The following is a 23,733-nucleotide window of genomic DNA, read 5'->3' on the forward strand; positions in this document are numbered from 1 at the left end:
CGTGCCGATCGAGGCCGTCGAGACGTCACGCCTGTATCGTCAGATAGCCGACCAGCTTCGCCATCTCATCGAGAGCGGCGAGTTCCCGGTCGGTAGCCGGTTGCCGTCCGAGCGCGAGCTTGCCGACAAGCTCGGCGTCTCGCGCCCGTCGGTCCGCGAGGCGCTGATCGCGCTGGAGGTCGAGGGCCGCGTCCGCATTCGCATGGGCTCGGGCGTCTATGTCGTCGATCCGCCGGTTCAGGCCATCGCCCGGCTCTGGAGCGACCGGGCTCCCGAAGGCCCGTTCGAGGTTCTGAAGGCGCGCGAGCTGATCGAGAGCGCGATCTGCTCGGACGCCGTGGGCCTTGTCGAGCCCGCCGATATCGCGGCTCTCGACATGGTCCTGGAGCAGATGGCCGCATCGGGACTAAGCAGCGACGATCTCGTCGCACTCGACCGCTCCTTCCACGTCGCGCTGGCCGGCATTCTCCGCAACGGCGTGCTGGTCCGTTGCGTCGGCGATCTCTTCGACCAGCGCATCAGCCCGTACTTCCGGCAGCTTGCCCGCTATTTCGAAGGCCCCGACTCGTGGCGCCGCGCGGTGGCCGAGCACCGGGCGATCCGCGATGCTTTGGCGCGCGGCGACGGGGCGGCGGCGCGCGAGGCGATGCGCCGGCATCTGCAGAACTCACAGGAACGCTTTTCGCAGAGCTTCGGCGATGCAGGAAAGAGCAACGGGCCGGCCGGCGCCAAGGCCGGCCCGAACCAGAAGAACGGGCGCATGACGGGATCGAAACGCAAACAGGGAGAAGCCCGATGAAGACCTATCTCACCGTTGCCGCGCTCGCCGCCGGCCTCGGCCTGCTGGGCGCGCCCGCGCAAGCGCAGACCAAACTGAAATGGGCCCATGTCTACGAGACGTCGGAGCCGTTCCACACCGAGTCCGTCTGGGCGGCCGACGAGTTCAAGAAGCGCACCAACGGCAAATACGAGATCACGGTCTATCCCGCCTCGCAGCTCGGCAAGGAGACCGACATCAACCAGGGCCTGACGCTCGGCACCGTCGACATCATCATTTCCGGATCGAGCTTCGCGGCACGCGCCTATCCGCCGATCGGCGTGACCTACTACCCCTTCACCTTCCGCAATCCCGAGCATCTCCTCGCCTACACCAAGACCGACATCTTCAAGGAGATGGCGAAGGGCTATCAGGAGAAGAGCGGGCACCAGATCGTCGCTGTCAGCTATTACGGCACGCGCCACACCACCTCGAACAAGCCGATCAAGGCCTGCGCCGACATGAAGGGGCTCAAGATCCGCGTGCCCGACGTGCCGGCCTATCTCGCCATGCCGCGCGCCTGCGGCGCCAACACCGCGCCGATCGCATTCGCCGAGGTCTATCTCGCGCTCCAGAACGGCACGGTCGAGGCGCAGGAGAACCCGCTGACGACCATCGAGGCCAAGAAGTTCTACGAGGTGCAGAAGCACATCGTCCTGACCGGCCACATCGTCGACCACCTCAACACGGTCGTCGCCAAGCAGCTCTGGGACAAGCTCTCGCCGGAGGATCGCAAGATCTTCACGGACGTCGCGCAGGAGGCGGCCGAGCGCACGACCAAGAAGATCCAGGCCGATGAGGTGAAGCTGGTCCAGCTCTTCAAGGACAAGGGCCTGACGGTGACAGAGATCGACAAGGCCGACTTCCTCGCCAACGTCCAGAAGAACGTCACCTTCGAGCAGTTCGGCTACCGCAAGGCCGATTGGGATCGCATCCAGGCGATCAAGTAAGGCGGCTGCCGCCCAGCTCCGCGGCTCGGCTGGCGACTGCCGGGCCGTCTCTCACCCTTGTCGATCCGACGCGCCTGACGTGCCGAGAGGTTCCCCGTGACAAGCGCCAGCCAGCCGGAAGTCCATACTCAGGTGACGATCGAGGAGATCGCTCACGTCTTCGACGAGCCGCCTCCGCCGGCCGATCTTTCGGGCTACGGGGTTGAGGATTGGGCGACGCTCGCCGTCTTCTGGCTGATGGTCACTTGCGTCGTGGCGCAGTTTTTCACGCGCTACGTCCTCAACAACAGCCTGGCCTGGACGGAGGAGATCGCGATCTACGCCCTGATCGTCGTCGTCTTCCTCGGCTCCTCGCTCTGCGTACGCGCTTCGCGCCATATCCAGGTCGATTTCCTCTATCGCTACGTGCCGAAACCGGTTGGCCGTGCCTTGGCGACGGCGGTCGATGCCATCCGCATCGGCTTCCTCGGCTACGCCACCTGGCTGGTCTGGAAATACGCCTCCCTCATCCCGGACGAGATGATGACCACGGTCGATCTGCCGAAATCGATCGTCTTCTATTCCGTGCTCGCCGCCTTCGCGCTGATGACGCTGCGAGCCCTGCAGGTCGCCTGGCAGAACTGGCGCCGCGGCTACTCCGTCCTCGAAAACCCCGCCGCTTTCGACGGATCGGAGGCCTGATCCATGCTGATCCTCGTCGGAACCTTCCTCACCCTGATGATCTTCGGCGTTCCCGTCGCCATCTCGATGGCGGTCGCCTCGCTCACCTACATCATCGCGACCGGCACCGTGCCGGACGTCATCATGGCCCAGCGCATGATCGCCGGTGTCGAGAGCTTCCCGTTGCTGGCGGTGCCGTTCTTCATCCTCGCCGGCAACCTGATGAACATCGCCGGCGTGACCGGCCGGATCTACGCCTTCGCCGTGGCGCTGGTCGGCTGGATGCGCGGCGGCCTCGCCCAGGTGAACATCATCGGCTCGGTGATCTTCTCCGGCATGTCGGGCACCGCGATCGCCGATGCGGCCGGCATCGGCACCATCGAGATCAAGGCGATGAAGGACCACGGCTATCCGATGGACGTCGCGGTCGGCGTCACCGCCGCTTCCGCGACGCTGGGTCCGATCATCCCGCCTTCGCTGCCCTTCGTCATCTACGGCATGATGGCCAATACCTCGATCGGCGCGCTCTTCCTCGGCGGCGTGATCCCCGGCGGGGTGATGACGCTGTTCATGATGGCGACGGTCACGATCTTCGCCCGACTGCGCAACTGGGGCTCGGATTCGCCGTTTTCGCTGAAGCAGATCGGCAATGCCGGGCTCGAAGTGCTCGTCGTTATGGGCTTCCCGATCCTCGCCTATCTCCTCGTCTGGGCGGGGCTCTCGGAGAACGTCGCGATCGGGCTCGCGCTCGCCGCCCTGCTCGCGCTCGACTACTACTTCGACTTCTCGGCGGTGATGGCGCTGATGACGCCGGTGATCCTGATCGGCGGCATGACCCTGGGCTGGTTCACGCCGACGGAGGCCGCCGCCGCAGCCGTGATCTGGTCGCTCTTCCTTGGCCTCGTGCGCTATCGCTCGATGACCATGCGCTCGCTCGCCAAGGCGACCTTCGACACCATCGAGACGACCGCCTCGGTGCTCTTCATCGTCACGGCCGCCTCGATTTTCGCCTGGCTGCTCACGGTCTCGAACACGGCACAGATCCTCTCCGACGCGATCCTCGGCCTGACCCAGAACAAATGGGTCTTCCTGATCCTGGTGAATCTGCTGCTGCTCTTCATCGGCTGCTTCCTCGACACCATCGCGGCGATCACCATCGTCGTGCCGATCCTGCTGCCGATCGCGCTCAAGCTCGGCGTCGATCCGATCCATTTCGGGCTGATCATGACGCTGAACCTGATGATCGGCCTGCTCCACCCGCCGCTCGGCATGGTGCTGTTCGTGCTCTCGCGGGTGGCCAAGCTATCCGTCGAGCAGACGACGATGGCGATCTTGCCATGGCTGATACCGCTGTTTGCGGCCCTCATAGCAATCACCTTCATCCCGGAGCTGACGCTCTGGCTGCCGCGGACGATGGGCATGCTTCGCTAGCGCATTTTCGAGCGAAGTGACCATCGGTTGCGTGAAGAAAATGTGATAAAACAATAGGATAGGGCGTTTCCGTCAGAGAAGTGCGGAAATGCTCTAGGATCGGGAAACGCATGGCGTCGACCTGACGCCGATGCAGAACTGATATACCTCGCCTGTGCGGTCATGCCGCAGGCGAGGGGCTGCCTTGCACGAAGGCCTCGTTACGAACACATAGAGGCTTGCCATCTTTTGGCGAAAGGGGCGCTGCCGAAGGTGGGGCCAATGCATTCGCTGATTGCCAGGATGTTGTCTCGGCTCGCGATCGAGCCACGTATCGATGTTGTTTTTCCCGATGGCACGCTGCAGTCGATCGGGCAGGGCGCCGCACCACGATTGCGCATGCGGATCGTGGATGCGCCGACTGAACTGAAACTTGCGCTCAATCCCGAACTCGCTTTGGGCGAGGCCGTGATGGACGGGCGCGTCGTGGTCGAGCAAGGCTCGCTCTACGATCTGCTCGACGCGTTGGTTGCGGCCATGCACAAGGCCCGCCCGCAGGGCTGGGGCAAGGTGCTGACGGGCTTGCGCACCGCGGTGCGGCGCTTCCATCAGCACAACACGCCCGCGCTGGCGAAGCGCAACGTCGCGCATCACTACGACCTGAAGAGCGATTTCTTCCGGCTCTTCCTCGACCAGGACATGCAGTATTCCTGCGCCTATTTCGAGCGGCCCGGCGTCACGCTGGCCGAGGCGCAGCTCGCCAAGAAGCGCCACATCATAGCGAAGCTCGATGTGCAGCCGGGCCAGCGCGTGCTCGACATCGGCTGCGGCTGGGGCGGCATGGCCTTGTCGGTCGCCGGCGAGACCGGCGCCGCGGTCACTGGCATCACTCTGTCCGAAGAACAGCTCGCCATCGCCAAGCAGCGGGGCGCGGATTCCGGCCTGCCGGTGGAATTCCGTCTGCAGGATTATCGCCACTTGGCCGAGCCCTTCGACCGTATCGTCTCGGTCGGCATGTTCGAGCATGTCGGCGTCGGCTATTATCGCGACTACTTCCGCAAGATCCGCGAATTGCTGAGCGATGACGGCGTGGCGCTGATCCACACCATCGGCCGCTCGTCGCCGCCCGGCGCCACCAACCCCTTCATCGCCAAATATATTTTCCCCGGAGGCTACATCCCCGCCATGTCGGAGGTTTCGGCGGCGATCGAGAAGGAAGGGCTTGTGATCACCGATGTCGAGGTGCTGCGCATCCATTACGCCGAAACGCTGAAGGCCTGGCGCGAGAACTTCCTCGCCCGGCGCAATGAGGCGGTGGCGATGTATGACGAGCGCTTTGCCCGCATGTGGGAGTTCTATCTCGCTGCTTGCGAGGCGAGCTTCCGGCATGACGATCTCGTCGTCTTCCAGTTCCAGCTGGCGAAGAAGCTCGACGGCTTGCCGATCACGCGCGGATATATCGCGGAGCGAGAGGGCGCGCTCGGCAGGGTGGCGTAGAGCGCACGGTACTCGTGTTGAAACGCGGGTCATCCCGGACGCAGCGAAGCGGAGATCCGGGATCCATGCCTGAACCTTCCTCGGAAGCGTTCCGGAATGGATCCCGGGTCAAGCTCGGGATGACCCCGTAGCTGCGCAGAAAATGAATGGGCTTCAAGCCGGCTCCGGACCGACATAACGGGCGCGGGGGCGGATCAGCCGCCCCGTCTCGTTCTGCTCCAATGCATGGGCGATCCAGCCCGTGCAGCGCGCGGCGGCGAAGATCTGGAAGGGAACGTCGGCCGAGAGCCTCAACGTGGTGGCGATCGCCGTCAGCACGAAGTCGATATTGGGCTCCTCGCCGGTGAGTGCGGTAACGGCGCGGCGAGCCTCTTCATAGGCCGGAGGCAGCGTGAACACGGCGAGCAACCCTCGCGCTCGCGGGTCGCCGTCCGGATAGAGCGGATGGCCGAAACCGGGCAGCGGCATGCCGGCCGCGAGGCGGGCGGAAATCGCGGGCTCGGCGCCCTCGCTCGCGATCTCCCGCATCAGCCCGAGCACGCGCGGCGTCATGCCGCCATGCAGCGGTCCCGACAGCGTCGCGAGCCCGGCCAGAACGCAGGCTGCGAGGGATGCGCGGGTCGAGGCGGCGACGCGCACCGCGAAGGTCGAGGCGTTGAGTTCGTGGTCGGCGAGCAGCACCAGCGCCCGGCGGATCAGGTCGGCGCCAGCCGCATCGCATCCCCAGGCCTGCGCCAACCGGTGATGGATGGGACCCTGTCCAGGCCGTCCGGCGATGGCATCGACCAGCGCGTCGAGCACCGAGGCCGCTTCGAGATAAAGCGCCTTCTTCGCGCGCCCCGCCATGGCGGTGTCACCTGCGGCCCGCGCCGCGATCACGCCGAAGATCCGCTGCAGGGCAGGGGCCTCCGGGACGAGCGTGAACAGCGGTGGAAAGCGCTGCGAGCCGCAATCCCACAGCAGCCGCGCGACATCCTCCAGCTTAGCCGTCTGCGCGAGCTGTTCGGCATCCTGCCCGCGATACCAGAGCTTGCCGCGCTGGATCGTGGCGATGGAGGACGCCAGGATCGGCTCGCCGAAGGCGATCGCATCCTCCGCGATCGCGGCAGGCTTGCGCCCGCGCGCCTTGCGGTGCTCCAGCCGCGCCACATCCTCGGCCCGGTAGAGCCGGCGGCGCGAATCGTCCGCGTCGCCGCGCGCCTCGATCAGCCCGCGGCTGACATAGGCATAGAGCGTCTGCGGCTTCAGCCCGAGCCGCGCCATCACCTGTTGCGCCGTCAACCAGTCGGTCATCGAAATACATTGATTATATTGTTCAAGATTGATCCTAGCGATGAAGCTCCCAATCCTCAAGCCATCGTTTTGTAGGAGAGATCGCCATGTCCGATGGCCTTGAAGACGTCGTTGCCGCCCACACCGTGCTCTCGGAGGTCGATGGAGCAGCGGGCCGGCTGGTGGTGCGCGGCCACAGCCTGGATGAGCTGGCGAGCCACACCTCCTTCGAGGATATGGCCGCGCTGATGCTCGACGGCTTCGTGCCGGACCTGCCCGCCATGAAGGACCTGCCGGCGGCGCTGGGCGCGGCCCGGCAGGAATTGTTCGAGATGGTGGTCCGGAAGGCGGCCGTGCCCGTTACGCTCGGCCCGGTCGAGATGATCCGGGCGATGACTGCGCTGATTCCCGATGGCGAGGATGCCGGCACGGTGCTGCGGCTTCTGGCTGCGCCCGCCGTCTTCACCGCCGCGTCCCTGCGCCTACGGCAGGGGCTCGTGCCAGTCGCGCCCGATCCGTCCCTGTCGCAGGCGGCCGATACGCTGCGCATGCTGACGGGCACGGCGCCGACGAAGCAGCAGGCCGCCGCGCTCGATACCTATCTTGTCACGGTCGCTGATCACGGCCTCAACGCCTCGACCTTCGCCGCTCGCGTCGTTGCCTCGACCCGCGCGGGGCTCGTCTCGGCCGTGCTCGCTGGCGTGAGTGCGCTGAAGGGCCCGCTCCATGGCGGCGCGCCCGGCCCGGTGATCGAGATGCTCGATGCGATCGGCACGCCCGCCAATGCTCGGACCTGGCTGGAAACGGCGCTCGATCGCGGTGACCGGCTGATGGGCTTCGGCCACCGCATCTACCGTGTGCGCGATCCGCGCGCCGATGCGCTGAAGGGCGCGATCCGCCGGCTCGGTGCCGATAGCGGGCGTCTCGCGCTGGCCGAGGCCGTCGAGCAGGCGGCGCTCGCCATCCTGCGCGAGCGCAAACCGAACCGGACGCTCGAGACCAATGTCGAGTTCTACACGGCGCTGCTGCTGGAAGCGCTCGGCTTCACGCCGGACTCCTTCACCTGCGTCTTCGCGCTCGGTCGCACGATGGGCTGGCTCGCCCATGCCAAGGAGCAGATCGCCGGCGGTAAGCTGATCCGCCCGCAATCGGTCTATGTCGGCCCGCAGCCGCGGCAGGCGGCGTGAGGTGAGGGAAGGGCGTCATGCTCGGGCTTGACCTGAGTATCTCTTGAACCAGTGCCTTCTCCGGCAAGAGGTTCTCGGGTCGGAGCCGCGCTCCGCCCGAGAATGACGGCATAGGTCAGGCCCGCGAAAGGCGGATGGCGAAGAGTTCGCCGCCGCTTTCGGCGCGCAACGAGACGGTTGTGGGTGCCGGGAGGACCGCGCTGTCCCCGGCAGCCAAAGCCGAGCCGTTCACTTGCCAAACGTCGCGGCGCGCGACCAGAACCAGCAATCCACGCTCGTTCGCGATCTCGTGCGATCCGCCGGGCAGGCGCTCGACTTTGTGGCTCCACGCCCCGCGCCGGCTCATCACGTTGAGATCGTCGATCGGCCCATCGACCAGCACGCCATCGACGGCTCGGTCGGCAGCGAAGAAGAAGGGCTCGGTCCCCTTGTCGAGCGCGACCGTCTCGCCATCGCCGAAGGCGAGATGGATGCCGTTGCCGGTCAGCAGCGACAAGGTCCGGTCGATACCGGGGAAGGACGAGAACGGCCCGTCTGTGCCCACATGCGCCATCGAGATGCGCCAGTCGAAATCGCTGAGGGGGGCTCCCTCGGGAAAAACCGCGATTTCTGTGGTGGTGCCGCCGCCGTTCTTCCACGGCATGACCTTGCAGTCGGCGGCGCGGATGATGCGCATGTTGCTTGTTCTCCGCTCGGAACCACAGCGTCATTCCGGGGATGGCGAAGCCATGAGCCTGGAACCCAGAACCGATACCCTACCCGAAAAAGCCGGTAGGTAGGCCGAGCTCACGGGAAAACCGGTCTCGGTTCTGGGTTCCGGGTTCGGCGCTGATGCGCCGCCCCTGAATGACAGCGAGGCTGGCTCAGCCCAGAATCCCCGGCAGGTTCAGCCCCTTCTCGCGGGCGCAATCCAGCGCGATGTCGTAGCCGGCATCGGCATGGCGCATCACGCCGGTCGCGGGGTCGTTCCACAGCACACGCCCGAGGCGGGCGGCGGCATCGTCCGTGCCATCCGCGCAGATGACGACGCCCGAATGCTGCGAGAAGCCCATGCCGACGCCGCCGCCATGGTGCAGCGAGACCCAGGTCGCGCCCGACGCCGTGTTGAGCAGGGCGTTGAGCAGCGGCCAATCGGAGACGGCATCCGAACCGTCCTTCATCGCTTCCGTCTCGCGGTTCGGCGAGGCGACCGAGCCGGAGTCGAGATGGTCGCGGCCGATCACGACCGGGGCCTTGAGCTCGCCGTTCCGGACCATCTCGTTGAAGGCGAGACCCAGCCGGTGGCGGTCGCCGAGGCCGACCCAGCAGATGCGCGCCGGCACACCCTGGAAGGCGATGCGCTCGCGCGCCATGTCGAGCCAGTTGTGCAGATGCGTGTTGCCGGGGGTCAGCTCCTTCACCTTGGCGTCGGTCTTGTAGATGTCCTCCGGATCGCCCGACAGCGCGGCCCAGCGGAAGGGGCCGACGCCACGGCAGAACAGCGGGCGGATATAGGCCGGCACGAAGCCGGGGAAGGCGAAGGCGTTCTCCAGCCCCTCCTCCTTGGCGACCTGGCGGATATTGTTGCCATAGTCGAAGGTCGGGATGCCCATGTCCTGGAAGGCGATCATCGCCTCGACATGCTCACGCATCGAGGCGCGCGCCGCCTTCTCGACCGCCTTGGGGTTGCCCTCGCGCCGCTGCTTCCACTCGCCCATGGTCCAGCCCTTCGGCAGGTAGCCGTTGACGGGGTCGTGGGCCGATGTCTGGTCGGTGACCATGTCGGGCCGGATGCCGCGGCGAACCATCTCGGGCAGGATCTCGGCGCAGTTGCCGAGCAGTCCGACTGACTTCGCCTCGCCGGCCTTGGTCCAACGGGCGATCATCTCGAGCGCCTCGTCGAGCGTCCCAGCCTTTTCGTCGAGGTAGCGGGTGCGCAGGCGGAAATCGATCGAGTCCGGGTTGCACTCGACGGCGAGGCAGGAGGCGCCGGCCATCACCGCCGCCAGCGGCTGCGCGCCGCCCATGCCGCCGAGCCCGCCGGTCAGCACCCATTTGCCCTTGAGGCTGCCATTGTAGTGCTGGCGCCCCGCCTCGACGAAGGTCTCGTAGGTGCCCTGCACGATGCCCTGCGTCCCGATATAGATCCAGGAACCGGCCGTCATCTGGCCGTACATCGCGAGCCCCTTCTTATCGAGCTCGTTGAAATGGTCCCAGTTCGCCCAATGCGGCACGAGGTTGGAATTGGCGATCAGCACGCGCGGCGCATCCTTGTGCGTGCGGAAGACGCCGACCGGCTTGCCGGACTGGACGAGCAGCGTCTCGTCCGCTTCGAGCTGGCGCAGCGTCGCGACGATGCGGTCGAAATCCTCCCAGCTGCGCGCGGCCCGGCCGATACCGCCATAAACGACGAGCTCATGCGGGTTCTCGGCGACGTCGGGGTCGAGATTGTTCATCAGCATGCGCAGCGGCGCTTCGGTCAGCCAGCTCTTGGCAGTGAGGTCGGTGCCGGTCGCGGCGCGGATGGTGCGGGTGTTGTCGAGGCGGGTCATGAGCGGCTCCGTTCGAGGGCAGCGGCCGCGCCGAGGGCGGCTTCGATGGTGGCGGATAAGGCGGTCTGAAGCAGGGCGGCCTTCGGCGCGTCGAAGGTCCAGGGAGCGGCCTCTTCGGTGAGATAGGCCGAGAGCGCGATTTCCATCTGCAGCGCGTGCACGCGGCTATGCGGGCGCCCGTAATGGCGCGTGATCCAGCCGCCCTTGAAGCGGCCGTTGACGATCTGCGTGAAGGGGTGGCCCGCCATGGCGGCGACGGCTGCCGCCTCGACCGAATGGGCGGCGCTCTCGCCGGAATTGGTGCCGAGGTTCAGCGTCGGCAGCGTGCCCTCGAACAGGCGCGAAATCTCCGACTTGATCGAGTGGCAGTCCCAGAGCAGGCAGTACCCGTGCTCGGCCTTCACCCGGTCGATCTCGGCAGCGAGCGCCTGATGATAGGGCTGGAAATAGGCAGCCTTGCGCCGCTCGATCTCGGCGGCGTCCGGTGTCATCAGCCAGATCGGCGCGCCGTCGAAGGTCGTGCCCGGCACGAGCTCGGTCGTCGCCTGCCCCGGATAGAGCGAGACGCCGGCGGGGTCGCGGTTGAGGTCGATCACGAAGCGCGAGAGCTGCGCTTCGACGACGGTGGGCGCGAAACGATCTGCGAAGCCGTAGAGCTGGCGCATATGCCAGTCAGTGTCCTCGACCTGCCGGCCGCGCTCGTTCAGCGCCGCTCCGACCTCCGGCGGCAGCGCCGTGCCGGGATGCGGCATGGAGAGGATGAGCGGGGAGGAGCCTCGCGTGACCGCGACAACGTCCGCACTCACGCCCCGAACTCCGCGAAGCTGTCGAGGCCGGCCGCCTTGCCGACGGCGCCTGAGAGAACGAACTCGGTTGCCGCAGCGAGGTCTGGCGCAAGGTAGCGATCCTCGGTCAGCGGGGCGATCTTCTCGCGTAGCAGCGTCAGCACCGGCTCCAGTCGTGCGCTGGTCTTGAGCGGCCGGTGGTGTTCGATCGCTTCCGCAGCCGCCATCAGCTCGACGCCGATGATGCTCGCGGCATTGCGAGCCATGTCGATCAGGCGGAAGGCGCCATGCGTTGCCATCGAGACGTGGTCTTCCTGGTTGGCGGAGGTCGGGATGGTGTCGACCGAAGCCGGATAGGCCTTCTGCTTGTTCTCGGAGGCTAGGGCCGCGGCCGTGACCTGCGCGATCATGAAGCCGGAATTCAATCCGGCGTCGCGGGCGAGGAAGGGCGGCAGCCCGCTCATGACGGGGTCGACCAGCAGCGCCATGCGCCGCTCGGAGAGGTTGCCGATTTCGCAGACGCCCATCGCCAACATGTCGGCGGCGAAGGCGACAGGCTCGGCGTGGAAATTGCCGCCCGAGACGATTTCTCCCGGCCCGAGCACCAGCGGGTTGTCGGTGACGGCGTTGGCCTCGATCCCGAGCGTCGCCGCGACGCTCCCCAGCAGGCCGTGAACCGCGCCCATCACCTGTGGCTGGCAGCGCAGCGAGTAGGGATCCTGCACCTTGCTGTCGCCATGGCGGTGGCTCTCGCGGATCGCGCTGCCGGCAATGAGCTCGAGCAGGATCCTGGCGACCTTGATCTGGCCCGGCTGGCCGCGCAGGCTCTGGATGCGCGGATCGAACGGTGTGTCCGAGCCCTTCAGCGCATCGACCGAAAGTGCGCCGGCCACCAGCGCCGCGTCGAAGACGCGGGTGATGGCGGCAAGGCCGGTCAGCGCGAGTGTCGTCGAAACCTGCGTGCCGTTGATGAGCGCGAGCCCTTCCTTGGCGCCGAGCGTCAGCGGCGCCAGGCCGGCGCGCTTCAGCGCCTCGGCGGCGGGCAGCGTCTCGCCCTTCAGCCTGACCTCGCCGACGCCCATCAGGGCTGCGGTCATATGGGCGAGCGGGGCGAGGTCGCCGGAGGCGCCGACCGAGCCCTTGGCGGGGATGACCGGCAGGGCATCGGCCTTGAGCGCGGCGACCAGCGCCTCGACCACGACCGGCCGCACGCCGGAGGCGCCGCGCGCCAGGCTCGCCGCCTTCATTGCCAGCAGCAGGCGCACGACGCCGTCGGGCAAGGCGGGGCCGGTGCCGACTGCGTGCGAGAGAATGAGGTTGCGCTGGAGCGTGGCGAGGTCGGCATCTGCGATGCGAACGCTGGCGAGCTTGCCGAAGCCGGTGTTGACGCCATAGGTCACGGTGCCGGCCGCGACGATCTCCTCGACGATCTTCTGTCCCGACGCGATGGAGGCGGCGCTGTCTCCGGCGAGCGAAGCGACGGCGCCGTCGAGGATGGCACGCCAGTCGGTGAGGCCGGCGGCGCCGGGGATCAGGGAAAGCGTCGTCATTGTCCGTTCCAGATGCGGGTGTGAAGCGGGTTGAAACCGATGCGGTAGGCGAGCTCGGCCGGGCGTTCGATGTCCCAGATCGCGAGGTCGCAGCGCTTGCCGGCCTCCAGCGTGCCGATTTCGTCCTGCAGGCCGAGCGCCTTGGCGGCGTGGCGGGTCAGGCCGGCTAGCGCTTCCTCCGGCGTCATGCGGAAGAGGGTGCAGGCCATGTTCAGCACGAGCAGCGGCGAGGTCAGCGGCGAGGAACCGGGATTGGCATCGGTCGCGAGCGCGATGGCGACGCCGTGCTTCCGCAGCAGCGCGATCGGCGGCACTTGCGTCTCGCGCAGGAAATAGAAGGCGCCGGGCAACACGACCGCGACCGTGCCGGCCTTGGCCATCGCTTCGACCCCGGCCTCGTCGAGATATTCGAGATGGTCGGCGGAGAGCGCACCCATCTCGGCGGCGAGCTTGGCGCCGTTGAGGTTGGAGAGCTGCTCGGCATGGACCTTGATCGCGAGGCCCTTGGCCTTGGCGGCGGCGAAGACCTGGCGGGTTTCGTCGGGCGAGAAGGCGATGCCCTCGCAGAAGGCGTCGACCGCATCGGCCAGCCCCTCGGCTGCGACGGCATCGAGCATCGGCCCGGCAACGAGCGCGGTGTAGTTGCCCGAGCGGCCTTTGTACTCCGGCGGCACGGCGTGGGCGCCGAGGAATGTCGTGCGCACCGTCACCGGCCGCTCGCGGCCGATCCGGCGTGCGACACGAAGCTGCTTCAGCTCGGCGGCCTGCTCCAGCCCGTAACCGGATTTGATCTCGACGGTGGTGATGCCCTCGGCGATCAGCGCGGCAAGGCGCCGGTCGGCCGATGCGAAAAGCTCGTCCTCGCTCGCATTGCGGGTCGCGGTGACCGTGGAGAGGATGCCGCCGCCGGCGCGTGCGATCTCCTCATAGGTCGCGCCCTGCAGGCGCAGTTCGAACTCATGCGCGCGGTCGCCGCCATAGACGAGATGGGTGTGGCAATCGATCAGCCCGGGCGTGATCCAGCGTCCCGCGCAATCGATCGTCTCGGCCGCCGCGAAGGCCGGCGCCTCCGAGCGCGGGCCGGCATGGACGATGCGCCCGTCGCTGGCTGCGATCACGCCATCCTCGATGGCGCCGTAGGGTGCGCCGGCCGTGGGTGACATCGTCGCCAGCCACGCATTCGTCCAGAGCTTGTCGCAAGCCAGCGTTTCGCCCGGCGCCTTCGCCACGTCGCATCCTCCCCGCTATCCTTCGATTTCGAATATGCTATCTAATTGCATATGCAAATGGCAAGTGCTTAATTGCATATGCAATTAATCCATGGAGCGATGGCGTGACCAAAACCCTGCATCTGGCCGAGGCGCTTCTGCCACAAGGCTTTGCCAGCAATGTGAAAATCACCATCGAAGGCGGCGTCATCACGGCCGTCGAGCCTGGCGCCGCGCCGGTGGATGCAGGGCATAGCTTCGCCGCAATGGCGCTGCCGGGCATGCCGAACCTCCACAGCCACGCCTTCCAGCGCGGCATGGCGGGCCTGTCCGAGCAGCGCGGCGCGCCGGAGGATTCCTTCTGGACCTGGCGCGAGGTGATGTATCGCTTCCTCGACCGGCTCGATCCCGATGACGTGCAGGCCATCGCCGCGCAGGCTTTCGTCGAGATGCTCGAAGGCGGCTTCACGGCACTCGCCGAATTCCACTACCTCCACCACGACAAGGATGGGCGCCCTTACGCTAACATCGCGGCGATGGGGCAGGCGGTCGCCGCAGCCGCCGCTGAAACCGGGCTCGGCCTTACCCTGCTGCCGGTGCTCTATCGCTTCGGCAATTTCGGTGAGGCGCCTTCGGTCCACGGCCAGCGCCGCTTCGTCAACGATCGCGAGTCTTACCAGCGCCTGCTGGAGGGCAGCGCGGCGGCTATTCGGGATCTGCCGGATGCGCGGCTCGGCGTCGCGCCGCATTCGCTGCGCGCGGTCGCGCTCGACGATCTCGGCTGGGTTTCCTCGCTCCGGCCAGGCGAGCCGGTGCATATCCACATCGCCGAGCAGATGCGCGAGGTCGACGACAGCGTGAAGATCATGGGCAAGCGCCCAGTCGAACTGCTGATCGACACGATCCCGCTCGACCGCCGCTGGTGCCTGATCCACGCCACCCATCTGACCGATGCCGAGCGCGACGGCATTGCTCGCAGCGGTGCGGTGGCCGGCCTGTGCCCGATCACCGAATCGAGCCTCGGCGACGGAATCTTTGACGGTGTCCGCTACCGCGATGCGGGCGGTGCGTTCGGGGTCGGCAGCGATTCCAACATCCAGATCGATGCCGGTGCGGAATTGCGGCAGCTCGAATATTCGCAGCGCCTGCGTGATCGCCGCCGCGCGCTCTACGCCGAGGAGGGCGCCTCGACGGGTGTCGCGCTCTGGCAGGCGGCGTGCGCCGGCGGCGCGCAGGCCTGCGGCCGCGCGATCGGCGCGATCGCACAGGGCTGCCGTGCCGACTTCATCACGCTCGATGTCGATCACCCCGCCATCGTCGGGAAGTCTGGCGCGGAGGCGCTCGACAGCGCGATCTTCGCCGCCAACGCCCTGCCTTTGCGCGATGTCGTCGTCGGTGGCAGGAGGGTAGTGACCGAGGGTCGGCATACCGCCCGCGATTCGGTGCGTGCGCGCTTTGCCGGCGTGATGCGGCGCCTGCTCGCGGCAGCTTAGGAAGCACGATGACCGAGACCCGGCTCGACGCGGTGAAACTGGACGGCGCCGGGCCGGTCTACGACCAGATCCGGCGCGCGATCCGCGATCTCGTGCTCAGCGGGGAATGGCCACCCGGCACCAGCGTGCCGCCCGAACATGCCCTGATGGAACAGCTCGGCGCCTCGCGGATGACCGTGCACCGCGCTTTGGTGCAGCTGGCGCGCGAGGGGCTCATCGTGCGTCGGCGCCGCTCGGGAACCATCGTCGCGAGCCCTCCGGCGAGCCACGCCATGCTCGACATCCTCTCGATCCCGGAGGAGGTGAGCCAGCTTGGCCAGGCCTATGCCTACGACGTGCTCTCGCGTGAAGATGGGCGTCCTTCGTCCGAGGTCGCGGAGCGGTTCGGGTTGAAGCGTTCCGACAAGGTAGCTCACCTCGTCGTGCTGCATCGCGCCGGCGGAAAACCGCATGTGCTGGAGGAGCGCATCATCCACGCCGCCGGCATCCCGGGAGTGGCCGAGGAAGACTTCGCCGAAACGCCGCCCGGCGACTGGCTGCTCCGGCACAGCCTCTGGTCGCAGGCGGAGCATGCGATCAGCGCCGTCGGAGCGGGGCCCGAGGAGGCGGCCTTGCTGGATGTCACGGTCGGCGAACCCTGCCTGCTGGTCGAGCGTCGCACCTGGAACCAGGCGCAGCCGGTCACCGCCGTGCGCCTGCTCTATCCGGGCTTCCGCCATCGTTTCGTCGGGCGTTTCGGCCCCTATGGACAGGTCTGAGACGCTCGCAGCAGCAGACCCTCCTCGAAAGAAAAAAGGCCCGCCGGATTGGCGAGCCTTCCCTTCAGGCGATCGGGAAATAGTTCAGCACTCGTAAGCGAAGCGCCGGCCCCACTCGTCGCGGCCGTAGCAGGTCTGACGCGTCGCCGCGCCGCCAATGAGCGCACCGCTCGCGCCGCCGATGGCCGCGCCTGCCAGGGCGCCGCCCGCCCGGCCCGTCGCTGCGCCGCCGATGATGGCGCCTGCGCCTGCGCCGATCAGAGCACCAGTGCCCGCATTCTGTTCACGCGGGGTGCAGGCGCCGATGGCGGCGGCGAGACCCACGATGACCATGAACTTTTTCATGCTGCCTGTTCCTCTTCTTCACAAAACGGCGATCGAACTTCGGAACCCCAAACCCGTCACGCGGGCAAAGGTTCCCGGCGCGCGCGGGGACCGCGCCCGTAAGAGCTAAGAGCAGGACGTTCGCTGCAGGAGGATTGCACAGAAACTCGCCGAAAAATGCCGGAACCTTTCGCATCGGCGAGACGTTGAGAAGGCAAGTTTCAGCGCTGCAGCGATGTGCGCTCCGACCACTTGGAGGAACCGACATGACGATGTCCACCACGTCCACCACGACGTCCAATCCGCTGATTGCCGGCGCCCGCGTCGCAGGCACCGACGTCTACAATGCGGGTGGCGACCATCTCGGCGAAATCTACGACGTGATGCTCGACAAGCAGACCGGCAAGGTCGCCTACGCCATCATGTCCTTTGGCGGCTTTCTCGGGCTTGGCGAAAAGTACCATCCGATCCCGTGGAGCGTTCTCGACTATGACCCGCAGCGCGGCGGCTACGTCGTGCCTCTCACCAAGGAAAAGCTCGAAGCCGCCCCGATGTACGACAGCGAGGGCGAGCCCGACTGGGAGGACAAGGCTTACGGCAAGCGTGTCCACGACTATTACGGCACGATGCCCTACTGGATGATGTAGCGGCTGCCAGACGCAGGTCGCGGCGGTTGCTATCCCCCCAGCCGAACCGCCGTGGCGGCGGGATGCGGGCCGAAAGGCCCGCATCTTCTTTTTTGACGGGGCCTTTTATCGGCCGTGAAGGCGACCCGGCGTCGCGTTTTTTCGCCTGAACCTGGGAACCCGAGCCCGCCCCAGCGCGTCTTTTGCGTGGGGGAATTCGAGACCCGATGAGCTGCTGTGACGCTGTCGCGATGTAGCCGTCCCTCACATCAGGAGAGACCGAGATGCGCATCCGTTATGGCTATCGGATCGAGTTGGTTTGCGCTCATGAGATGCCGTTGGTGACGCTGCTGGACGTTCATCCGTCGCGGCGCCACGATCTGACCATGCCCGACGAGATGCGGGTGAGCGCGCTCGCCGATCAGTCGCTTCCGATCACTGTCACTCAGCATCTCGACGCCTTCGGCAATATCTGCCGGCGCATGGTCGCGCCGCCCGGCGGCATCCGCTTGGAGTCGGAAGGCGTCATGCATGATTCCGGCGAGGTGGATCCCGTCAATCCGGCCGCGCGCGAAGTGCAGCCCTCGCGCCTGCCCGATGATGTGCTCGTCTATCTGCTTGGCAGCCGCTACTGCGAAACCGACAAGCTCTTCGGGCAGGCCTGGTCCCTGTTCGGCCAGGTCCAGCCGGGCTGGCAGCGCGTGCAGGCGATCGTGGACTTCGTCCATAATCACCTGACTTTCGGCTATCATTTCGCCCGCAACACGCGCACGGCGGCCGAGGCGTTCGAGGAGCGGATCGGCGTCTGCCGAGATTTCGCCCATCTTGCGGTCGCGCTCTGCCGCTGCATGAACATCCCGGCGCGCTACTGCAACGGCTATCTCGGCGATATCGGCGTGCCGCCCGATCCGGCGCCGATGGACTTCAACGCCTGGTTCGAGGTCTTCCTTGGCGGGCGCTGGTACACCTTCGACGCCCGCCACAACGAGCCGCGCATCGGCCGCATCGTCATCGCGCGCGGCCGCGACGCGACAGACGTGGCGATGATCAGCTCCTTCGGCAGCCACACGCTGCAGCGTTTCGAGGTGATCACCGAAGAGGTCCAGGAAACGCCGATGCCGTTGAGGCGTCCAATGCCGGCGCAGTTCGACGCCCACCCGGCGGCGGCATAGGGCTGCCCTTGTGTCCGCGGGGCAGGCGCCTATCTTCGCCTGCACCATGCGTCACACCGTTGTCGTCAACGCTCGCGCCGGAGCGGTCCTGGAGGCCGGGGCGGATGCTTTTGCGGCGCGTCTTCAGGCGGCCTTCGCCGCTCATAGCTGCCATGCGGAGGTCAAGCTGGTCTCGCCGCGCGAGATCGGTAGCGCACTGTCCCTCGCGATCGAGAAGGACCAGTCGATACCGGTCCTCGCCGGTGGCGACGGCACGATCAACGGTGCCTTGCCCATTCTGATTCAGGCGGATCGCCCTGTCGGCATTCTTCCGATGGGGACCGTCAACGTGCTCGGCCGCGATCTCGGCCTGTTCGGCTCGCTGGAGCAGCAGGTCGAGGCGCTCTGCCATGGCGAGCCCGTGGCGATGGATGTGGGCCGGGTCAACGACCGGCTCTTCCATTCGATCTCCGGCATGGGGTTCTTCAGTCTCATGGCCCGCGAGCGCGAATATGCGCGCCGCCGCTTCCCGTTCAGCCGGGCCGCCGCCTTCGGTGTGGCCGCGACACGCTCGATCCTGTTCACCCGCCCGATCACGGTCGAGATCGCCGTCGGCGAGGAGAGCCACGTCGTCGAGGCCGATGCGGTGCTGGTCACCGTCAACCGCTTCGACGGGTCCGAGTGGCGGCGCGATAAGCTCGATGGCGGTATCTTCGAGGTTCATGTACTGAATGCCGGTGGCCTCTATTCGCGCAGCAAGGCGGCTTTGTCCGTCGCCTCCGGTCGCTGGCGCTCCTCGCAGAATCTGAGCTCGTTCACGGGCAACGCCGTGACGCTCGCCCGCCGCGACAAGCGGCGCGGGCACATCACCTTCGACGGCGAAGTGGAGCGCAAGGTCGGCCCGTTGGCCTATGGCTTGCTACCCCGGGCGTTGACCGTCATTGCTGCGCGGCCGACCAGCCTCCGGAGTGAAAGCCACTATGTCTGAGCCTGCGCACGCCTTGTCCTGGGCATCGTCGTCCTGGTGGCAGCCGCGCGTCCTCGTGCCGGTCGCGGCGGCGTTGGCGTTTCTCGGTCTCGCCGCCTTCATCGCGTCGGACCGCAGCTTCGCCTTCGACACCAGGTTGATCATGCTGTTCCGCGATCCGGCCAATCCGGCAATGCCGATCGGCCCGGCCTGGTTCCAGGAAGCTGTACGGGACATGACCGCGCTCGGCAGCTTCGTCGGCCTGTTCTTCATGGCGACGACGGCGACGCTGGCGCTCTGGCTGTGCGGCTTCCGCCACCTCGCTATCGGCCTTGTCGTCAGCCTGCTCGCGGCCCTGCTGGCCAGCAACGGCCTGAAGATCGCGATCGGGCGCGAGCGCCCCGATGTCGTCACCCACGCTGCGCTGACCTTCACCGCCAGCTTCCCGAGCGGGCACGCCTTTCTTTCGGCGGTGACGCTGCTCAGCATCGCAGGCTTCGTCGGCCTCGCCTCGCGCCGCGAGGACATCAAGCGCCTGTGCATCGTTTTGGCGTGGGTGATGATCGTGCTGATCGGCCTGAGCCGGATCTATCTCGGCGTTCACTGGCCGACAGATGTCATCGGCGGCTGGTGCCTCGGCATCGCCTGGTCGAGCATCGCGATCGCCTGGCTCGGCCGCAAGATGGCGGCCTCCGACCCGGCCTGACCCCCCCCGCGGTCGGGTTCAGCGCATGTCGATGGTTGCGTTGACGCCGAGATCGGGCGTACGGCCCAGGATTTTCGCCGTCGCCAGCTTGAAGGCGACCAGCACGCTGCTCGAAGGGCCGTCCCAGATCTCGGCCGAGATCGGCGTCAGCGCCAGCAGCGTAGCGTCGGGGTCGTCCGGGCCGTTGGGGAACCAGGCGCTGGCCATCGGCGTCCAGAGCTGGCGCAGCGTCTCCCGGCTGGGCACCTCGGAGGCCGAGCACGAGATCGCGGCATAGAAGTTCCGGTCCTCGTGGCTGATCGCGATCGAGACGGAGGGCGAGCGGAGCGCTGCCCCGACGATGCCGGTGTGGCGGTGGCTGATGAAGAGCAGCCGATGGTGATCGCGGTCGAGATGCCCCGACATCGGCCGCGTCTTGATGTCGTTCTCGGCCAGCAGCGAGACCATGTAGACGGGATGCGCGGCCAGCGCCGTCCAGATTCTCTCTTGCAGTTCGGTCTCGGCCATCGCTCCCTCCAGCGCGCGATTATTCCACGGCCCGCGCCGAATGGGAACGCCGGCGGCGTAGCAACGTTCCCCTTCGCGGAACATTGTCCTGCGGCCGACGTTTGGAGGGCGCTGCCGCTCGGCCGCTTCTTCAAGGAAACTTCATGCTCGCTTCGCGCAATCTGCTGGTCGTCCTCGTCGTCGTCCTTGTCGCCGCCCTCGCCGTGACCGGCTATTCGCTCTACCAGGAAAAGAAGCAGCCTGACGGCGTGGAGATCTCGGTCGGCAAGAACGGGTTGTCGATCAAGGAGAAGTAGGGCGCACAGCCTTTTTGCCCGCCCCGGCGATGCGGCCAGCGGGTGGGCGCTTGACGGGGCGGCATTGGCCTTCACGGCTCAAAGGCGCTAACACCCTGCCACGAGCCAGTTTCGTGGGAGAACGAGATGAACGCGCCCTTCAAGAACCTCATCGCCGGCGAATGGGCCGGTGCATCCAACGCCTCGCGCAACATCAACCCCTCCGACACCAACGACGTCGTCGGCGAGTATGCCCAGGGCTCGGTCGAGGACCTGAACAATGCGGTGGCCGCTGCAAAGGCAGCTTTCCCGTCCTGGAGCCGCACGACCCCGCAGGAACGCTACGAGATCCTGAAGAAGGCCTCGGACGAGATACTCGCCCGCAAGGACGAGCTCGGCCGCCTGCTCTCGCGCGAGGAGGGCAAGACCCTTGCCGAGGGCATCGGTGAAGCCACCCGCGCCGGCCAGGTCTTCGCCTTCTTCGCCGGCGAATGCCTGCGGCTCGGCGGCGAGGCCGTGCCCTCGGTGCGTCCCGGCGTCGGCGTCGAAATTACGCGTGAGCCGGTCGGCATCGTCGGCATGATCACGCCCTGGAACTTCCCGATCGCGATCCCGGCCTGGAAGATCGCGCCGGCTCTCGCCTGGGGCAACTGCGTCGTCATCAAGCCGGCCGATCTGGTGCCGGGCTCGGCCTGGGCGCTGGTCGACATCATCCAGCGTGCCGGCCTGCCGAAGGGCGCGCTCAACCTCGTCATGGGGCGCGGCTCGGTCGTCGGCCAGGCGCTGCTCGAGCACAAGGACGTGCAGGCGATCTCCTTCACCGGCTCTGTCGCGACCGGCCGCAAGGTCGCCGCTGCCTGCATCGCCGGAAACCCGATGAAGAAAGTCCAGCTCGAGATGGGCGGCAAGAACCCGCTTGTCGTGCTCGATGACGCCGATCTCAAGACGGCGGTGGAAGTCGCGGTCAACGGCGCCTTCTTCTCCACCGGCCAGCGCTGCACCGCCTCCTCGCGCCTGATCGTGCAGGCTGGCATCCATGACAAGTTCGTCGAGGCCTGCATCGAGCGGCTGAAGGGCGTCGTCGTCGACGATGCGTTGAAGAGCGGCACCCATATCGGCCCGGTCGTCGACCAGAGCCAGCTCGACCAGGACCTGAAATACATCCAGATCGCCAAGGACGAGGGCGGCAAGCTGGTCTTCGGCGGCGAACTCCTGAAGCGCGACACCCCCGGCTTCTATCTGCAGCCGGCGCTGTTCACCGAGACCACCAACGCCATGCGCATCTCGCGCGAGGAGGTCTTCGGCCCTGTCGCCAACATCGTTCGCGTCAAGGATTACGAGGAAGCGCTCAGCCTCGCCAACGACACCGAGTTCGGCCTTTCCTCGGGCATCTGCACGACCTCGTTGAAGTATGCGACACACTTCAAGCGCAACAGCGAGGCGGGCATGGTGATGGTCAACCTGCCGACCGCGGGCGTCGATTACCATGTGCCGTTCGGCGGCCGGAAGGGCTCCAGCTACGGCTCGCGCGAGCAGGGCGCCTACGCCAAGGAGTTCTACACCACGGTCAAGACGGCCTACACGCTGGCCTGAGCGCCGGAACAGGGGGCTGTCGCGGCAGTTGATCGGGAACCCTTCCCGATCGGAGCCGCGACATGCACCACCTCGACCCGAAGACGCGCAACGCCGCCGACCTCGCGCTCGACTGCTACAAGCACTGCCACAGCATGGCGACGACGCATTGTCTCGCCGTCGGCGGCGCCCATGCCGAGCGCGGGCATCTCACATTGATGCTGGCCTGCGTCGAAATCTGCCGCACCACGGCGCATCTGCTGCTGATGGACTCGGTCCATGGCCGCCATCTGGCGAGCGAATGCGTGGAGGTCTGCGGGGCCTGCGCCGCCGACTGCGAGCGCGTCGGCGGCATGGACTCCTGTGTCGCGGCCTGCCGGTCTTGTGCCAGTGCCTGCGCTGCCCTGATCGCGTGACGGTCGGTCGCGCGGCCGGCTCTCTCAGAAACCTTCCAGCACGATCTTGCCCTTGGCGCGATTGCTCTCGATCAGCGCGTGCGCCCGCTTGAGATTGGCGGCGTTGATCGGGCCGAAATGCTCGGCGAGCGTGGTCCGGATCGTGCCGTCATCGACGAGGCGCGACACCTCTGCCAGCAGCTTGCCCTGCTCGTCCATATCCGCAGTCTTGAACAGCGAGCGGGTGAACATCAGCTCCCAGTGCAGTGACAGGCTCTTGCGCTTCAGCGAGTTGGCGTCGAGCGCCTTCGGATCGTCGATCAGGCCGAGCCGTCCCTGCGGTGCCAGCAGTTCGACGATTCCGGCGAGATGCGCGTCGGTATGCGTCGTCGAGAAGACGAAAGCCGGCGCCCCGATGCCGAGCGCTGCGATCTGCGCCGGCAGCGGCTTCGTGTGGTCGATCACATGATGCGCGCCGAGCTGCTGTGCCCAGCTCTGTGTCTCAGGACGTGACGCGGTCGCGATCACCGTGACGTCGGTGAGCTTGCGCGCGAGCTGGATCGCGGCCGAGCCGACGCCACCGGCTCCGCCGATGATCAGGAGCGCATGGCCCGCGCCCGGCACCGGCTTGCGGATGTCGAGCCGGTCGAACAGCATTTCCCAGGCGGTGATGGCGGTGAGCGGCAGCGCCGCGGCCTCCGCGAAGCTCAGTGTCTTCGGCTTGGGGCCGACGATGCGTTCGTCGACGAGGTGGAATTCGGCATTCGAGCCGGGCCGGTCGATCGCGCCGGCATAGAACACGGCGTCGCCCGGCTTGAAACCGGTCACCTGCGGGCCTAATGCCTTGACGATACCAGCCGCATCCCAGCCGAGCACATTCACCGCTCCCTCTGCCGGCTGGCTGCGGACCCGCATCTTGGTGTCGACCGGATTGACCGAGACCGCCTTGACCTCGACCAGCAGGTCGCGCCCGCCGGCCACCGGCTCGGGCAGGTCGAGATCGATCAGGCTGGTCTCGGCGATGATGGGCTGCGATTGGCGGTATCCGACGGCGCGCATGGCGTCTCTCCTGCGTTGCGATAGCGGCGAAAT

At 66.8% G+C, this 23,733-nt stretch carries 24 protein-coding genes; 15 read left to right on the plus strand and 9 right to left on the minus strand.

What is annotated here, in order from left to right; genetic code table 11:
• Nucleotide 1: 1 nt before the first annotated feature.
• The 5 genes from NWE53_RS25605 to NWE53_RS25625 all read left to right on the plus strand — a co-directional run bounded on the left by NWE53_RS25605 (nt 2) and on the right by NWE53_RS25625 (nt 5,334).
• Nucleotides 2-799 (plus strand): FadR/GntR family transcriptional regulator, encoded by a 798-nt coding sequence (locus NWE53_RS25605; protein ID WP_265052109.1) that lies wholly within the window; start codon nt 2-4, stop codon nt 797-799.
• Nucleotides 796-1,767, plus strand: a complete 972-nt coding sequence (locus tag NWE53_RS25610) for a sialic acid TRAP transporter substrate-binding protein SiaP (RefSeq protein WP_265052110.1) — start codon at nt 796-798, stop codon at nt 1,765-1,767. Before NWE53_RS25605 ends, NWE53_RS25610 begins: the two co-directional genes overlap by 4 nt.
• 96 nt (nt 1,768-1,863) lie before the next feature.
• Nucleotides 1,864-2,448 carry a TRAP transporter small permease gene (locus NWE53_RS25615; RefSeq protein ID WP_265052111.1) on the plus strand — a complete coding sequence of 195 codons (585 nt, stop codon included), beginning with the start codon at nt 1,864-1,866 and terminating at the stop codon, nt 2,446-2,448.
• Between the two features lie 3 nt (nt 2,449-2,451).
• A complete protein-coding gene (locus NWE53_RS25620; RefSeq protein ID WP_265052112.1) occupies nt 2,452-3,858 on the plus strand; it encodes a TRAP transporter large permease in 1,407 nt (468 codons plus the stop codon).
• 261 nt (nt 3,859-4,119) lie between these two features.
• Entirely contained in the window at nt 4,120-5,334 is a 1,215-nt protein-coding gene (locus NWE53_RS25625; protein ID WP_265052113.1) for an SAM-dependent methyltransferase, read from the plus strand.
• Between the two features lie 153 nt (nt 5,335-5,487).
• Here NWE53_RS25625 and NWE53_RS25630 read toward each other — a convergent pair whose 3' ends face one another.
• The gene (locus NWE53_RS25630) at nt 5,488-6,627 is read right to left on the minus strand and encodes a citrate/2-methylcitrate synthase (protein ID WP_265052114.1); all 1,140 of its coding nucleotides are present in this window, start codon (nt 6,625-6,627) and stop codon (nt 5,488-5,490) included.
• 86 nt (nt 6,628-6,713) lie between these two features.
• Between NWE53_RS25630 and NWE53_RS25635 the strand changes: the two genes are divergently transcribed.
• Nucleotides 6,714-7,793, plus strand: a complete 1,080-nt coding sequence (locus tag NWE53_RS25635) for a citrate synthase/methylcitrate synthase (RefSeq protein ID WP_265052115.1) — start codon at nt 6,714-6,716, stop codon at nt 7,791-7,793.
• A gap of 115 nt (nt 7,794-7,908) precedes the next feature.
• Here NWE53_RS25635 and NWE53_RS25640 read toward each other — a convergent pair whose 3' ends face one another.
• The 5 genes from NWE53_RS25640 to hutI form a co-directional block, all read right to left on the minus strand.
• Nucleotides 7,909-8,469 carry a HutD/Ves family protein gene (locus tag NWE53_RS25640; RefSeq protein WP_265052116.1) on the minus strand — a complete coding sequence of 187 codons (561 nt, stop codon included), beginning with the start codon at nt 8,467-8,469 and terminating at the stop codon, nt 7,909-7,911.
• 187 nt (nt 8,470-8,656) lie between these two features.
• Nucleotides 8,657-10,324: a urocanate hydratase gene (gene hutU, locus NWE53_RS25645; RefSeq protein ID WP_265052117.1), complete on the minus strand. Its 1,668-nt coding sequence runs from the start codon at nt 10,322-10,324 to the stop codon at nt 8,657-8,659.
• Nucleotides 10,321-11,130, minus strand: a complete 810-nt coding sequence (gene hutG, locus NWE53_RS25650; protein WP_265052118.1) for an N-formylglutamate deformylase — start codon at nt 11,128-11,130, stop codon at nt 10,321-10,323. The genes hutU and hutG overlap by 4 nt, the downstream gene beginning before the upstream one ends.
• Nucleotides 11,127-12,659, minus strand: a complete 1,533-nt coding sequence (hutH, locus tag NWE53_RS25655) for a histidine ammonia-lyase (protein ID WP_265052119.1) — start codon at nt 12,657-12,659, stop codon at nt 11,127-11,129. The genes hutG and hutH overlap by 4 nt, the downstream gene beginning before the upstream one ends.
• The gene (gene hutI / locus NWE53_RS25660) at nt 12,656-13,822 is read right to left on the minus strand and encodes an imidazolonepropionase (protein ID WP_265055025.1); all 1,167 of its coding nucleotides are present in this window, start codon (nt 13,820-13,822) and stop codon (nt 12,656-12,658) included. The genes hutH and hutI overlap by 4 nt, the downstream gene beginning before the upstream one ends.
• A 170-nt stretch (nt 13,823-13,992) precedes the next feature.
• On the opposite strand from hutI, the gene NWE53_RS25665 reads away from it, so the two are divergent.
• Together NWE53_RS25665 and hutC are read left to right on the plus strand one after the other, a co-directional pair.
• Nucleotides 13,993-15,360: a formimidoylglutamate deiminase gene (locus tag NWE53_RS25665; RefSeq protein ID WP_265052120.1), complete on the plus strand. Its 1,368-nt coding sequence runs from the start codon at nt 13,993-13,995 to the stop codon at nt 15,358-15,360.
• 8 nt (nt 15,361-15,368) lie between these two features.
• On the plus strand, nt 15,369-16,118 hold the full coding sequence (hutC, locus tag NWE53_RS25670) for a histidine utilization repressor (protein WP_265052121.1): 750 nt from the start codon (nt 15,369-15,371) through the stop codon (nt 16,116-16,118).
• Nucleotides 16,119-16,202: 84 nt separating this feature from the next.
• Here hutC and NWE53_RS25675 read toward each other — a convergent pair whose 3' ends face one another.
• Nucleotides 16,203-16,463, minus strand: a complete 261-nt coding sequence (locus tag NWE53_RS25675) for a glycine zipper domain-containing protein (protein ID WP_265052122.1) — start codon at nt 16,461-16,463, stop codon at nt 16,203-16,205.
• Between the two features lie 245 nt (nt 16,464-16,708).
• Between NWE53_RS25675 and NWE53_RS25680 the strand changes: the two genes are divergently transcribed.
• The 4 genes from NWE53_RS25680 to NWE53_RS25695 all read left to right on the plus strand — a co-directional run bounded on the left by NWE53_RS25680 (nt 16,709) and on the right by NWE53_RS25695 (nt 19,892).
• Nucleotides 16,709-17,089, plus strand: coding sequence for a PRC-barrel domain-containing protein (locus tag NWE53_RS25680; protein ID WP_320109537.1), 381 nt, complete (start codon nt 16,709-16,711; stop codon nt 17,087-17,089).
• A gap of 263 nt (nt 17,090-17,352) precedes the next feature.
• Nucleotides 17,353-18,240: a transglutaminase-like domain-containing protein gene (locus NWE53_RS25685; protein WP_265052123.1), complete on the plus strand. Its 888-nt coding sequence runs from the start codon at nt 17,353-17,355 to the stop codon at nt 18,238-18,240.
• 46 nt (nt 18,241-18,286) lie between these two features.
• On the plus strand, nt 18,287-19,207 hold the full coding sequence (locus NWE53_RS25690; protein WP_265052124.1) for a diacylglycerol/lipid kinase family protein: 921 nt from the start codon (nt 18,287-18,289) through the stop codon (nt 19,205-19,207).
• Nucleotides 19,200-19,892 (plus strand): phosphatase PAP2 family protein, encoded by a 693-nt coding sequence (locus NWE53_RS25695; RefSeq protein WP_265052125.1) that lies wholly within the window; start codon nt 19,200-19,202, stop codon nt 19,890-19,892. Before NWE53_RS25690 ends, NWE53_RS25695 begins: the two co-directional genes overlap by 8 nt.
• 18 nt (nt 19,893-19,910) lie before the next feature.
• Here NWE53_RS25695 and NWE53_RS25700 read toward each other — a convergent pair whose 3' ends face one another.
• Nucleotides 19,911-20,399 (minus strand): pyridoxamine 5'-phosphate oxidase family protein, encoded by a 489-nt coding sequence (locus NWE53_RS25700; RefSeq protein ID WP_265052126.1) that lies wholly within the window; start codon nt 20,397-20,399, stop codon nt 19,911-19,913.
• A 143-nt stretch (nt 20,400-20,542) separates the two neighbouring features.
• Between NWE53_RS25700 and NWE53_RS25705 the strand changes: the two genes are divergently transcribed.
• The 3 genes from NWE53_RS25705 to NWE53_RS25715 all read left to right on the plus strand — a co-directional run bounded on the left by NWE53_RS25705 (nt 20,543) and on the right by NWE53_RS25715 (nt 22,662).
• Nucleotides 20,543-20,695 (plus strand): hypothetical protein, encoded by a 153-nt coding sequence (locus NWE53_RS25705; RefSeq protein ID WP_265052127.1) that lies wholly within the window; start codon nt 20,543-20,545, stop codon nt 20,693-20,695.
• A 126-nt stretch (nt 20,696-20,821) separates the two neighbouring features.
• On the plus strand, nt 20,822-22,267 hold the full coding sequence (locus NWE53_RS25710) for an aldehyde dehydrogenase family protein (RefSeq protein WP_265052128.1): 1,446 nt from the start codon (nt 20,822-20,824) through the stop codon (nt 22,265-22,267).
• Between the two features lie 62 nt (nt 22,268-22,329).
• Complete coding sequence (locus tag NWE53_RS25715; protein WP_265052129.1) at nt 22,330-22,662, plus strand: four-helix bundle copper-binding protein; 333 nt, start codon at nt 22,330-22,332, stop codon at nt 22,660-22,662.
• 24 nt (nt 22,663-22,686) lie between these two features.
• Here NWE53_RS25715 and NWE53_RS25720 read toward each other — a convergent pair whose 3' ends face one another.
• Nucleotides 22,687-23,700, minus strand: coding sequence for a zinc-binding alcohol dehydrogenase family protein (locus NWE53_RS25720; RefSeq protein ID WP_265052130.1), 1,014 nt, complete (start codon nt 23,698-23,700; stop codon nt 22,687-22,689).
• Between the last annotated feature and the right edge of the window lie 33 nt (nt 23,701-23,733).

Source organism: Bosea sp. NBC_00550, from assembly GCF_026020075.1.
Lineage (GTDB): Bacteria > Pseudomonadota > Alphaproteobacteria > Rhizobiales > Beijerinckiaceae > Allobosea.

What these genes read in the sequence shown, in the direction of transcription:
- NWE53_RS25610 (WP_265052110.1), top strand. Translation starts at nt 796, where the DNA reads ATGAAGACCTATCTCACCGTTGCCGCGCTCGCCGCCGGCCTCGGCCTG.
- NWE53_RS25620 (WP_265052112.1), top strand. Translation starts at nt 2,452, where the DNA reads ATGCTGATCCTCGTCGGAACCTTCCTCACCCTGATGATCTTCGGCGTT.
- NWE53_RS25625 (WP_265052113.1), top strand. Translation starts at nt 4,120, where the DNA reads ATGCATTCGCTGATTGCCAGGATGTTGTCTCGGCTCGCGATCGAGCCA.
- NWE53_RS25630 (WP_265052114.1), bottom strand. Translation starts at nt 6,627, where the DNA reads ATGACCGACTGGTTGACGGCGCAACAGGTGATGGCGCGGCTCGGGCTG.
- NWE53_RS25635 (WP_265052115.1), top strand. Translation starts at nt 6,714, where the DNA reads ATGTCCGATGGCCTTGAAGACGTCGTTGCCGCCCACACCGTGCTCTCG.
- NWE53_RS25640 (WP_265052116.1), bottom strand. Translation starts at nt 8,469, where the DNA reads ATGCGCATCATCCGCGCCGCCGACTGCAAGGTCATGCCGTGGAAGAAC.
- hutU (WP_265052117.1), bottom strand. Translation starts at nt 10,324, where the DNA reads ATGACCCGCCTCGACAACACCCGCACCATCCGCGCCGCGACCGGCACC.
- hutH (WP_265052119.1), bottom strand. Translation starts at nt 12,659, where the DNA reads ATGACGACGCTTTCCCTGATCCCCGGCGCCGCCGGCCTCACCGACTGG.
- hutI (WP_265055025.1), bottom strand. Translation starts at nt 13,822, where the DNA reads ATGTCACCCACGGCCGGCGCACCCTACGGCGCCATCGAGGATGGCGTG.
- hutC (WP_265052121.1), top strand. Translation starts at nt 15,369, where the DNA reads ATGACCGAGACCCGGCTCGACGCGGTGAAACTGGACGGCGCCGGGCCG.
- NWE53_RS25675 (WP_265052122.1), bottom strand. Translation starts at nt 16,463, where the DNA reads ATGAAAAAGTTCATGGTCATCGTGGGTCTCGCCGCCGCCATCGGCGCC.
- NWE53_RS25680 (WP_320109537.1), top strand. Translation starts at nt 16,709, where the DNA reads ATGACGATGTCCACCACGTCCACCACGACGTCCAATCCGCTGATTGCC.
- NWE53_RS25685 (WP_265052123.1), top strand. Translation starts at nt 17,353, where the DNA reads ATGCGCATCCGTTATGGCTATCGGATCGAGTTGGTTTGCGCTCATGAG.
- NWE53_RS25690 (WP_265052124.1), top strand. Translation starts at nt 18,287, where the DNA reads ATGCGTCACACCGTTGTCGTCAACGCTCGCGCCGGAGCGGTCCTGGAG.
- NWE53_RS25695 (WP_265052125.1), top strand. Translation starts at nt 19,200, where the DNA reads ATGTCTGAGCCTGCGCACGCCTTGTCCTGGGCATCGTCGTCCTGGTGG.
- NWE53_RS25700 (WP_265052126.1), bottom strand. Translation starts at nt 20,399, where the DNA reads ATGGCCGAGACCGAACTGCAAGAGAGAATCTGGACGGCGCTGGCCGCG.
- NWE53_RS25705 (WP_265052127.1), top strand. Translation starts at nt 20,543, where the DNA reads ATGCTCGCTTCGCGCAATCTGCTGGTCGTCCTCGTCGTCGTCCTTGTC.
- NWE53_RS25710 (WP_265052128.1), top strand. Translation starts at nt 20,822, where the DNA reads ATGAACGCGCCCTTCAAGAACCTCATCGCCGGCGAATGGGCCGGTGCA.
- NWE53_RS25715 (WP_265052129.1), top strand. Translation starts at nt 22,330, where the DNA reads ATGCACCACCTCGACCCGAAGACGCGCAACGCCGCCGACCTCGCGCTC.
- NWE53_RS25720 (WP_265052130.1), bottom strand. Translation starts at nt 23,700, where the DNA reads ATGCGCGCCGTCGGATACCGCCAATCGCAGCCCATCATCGCCGAGACC.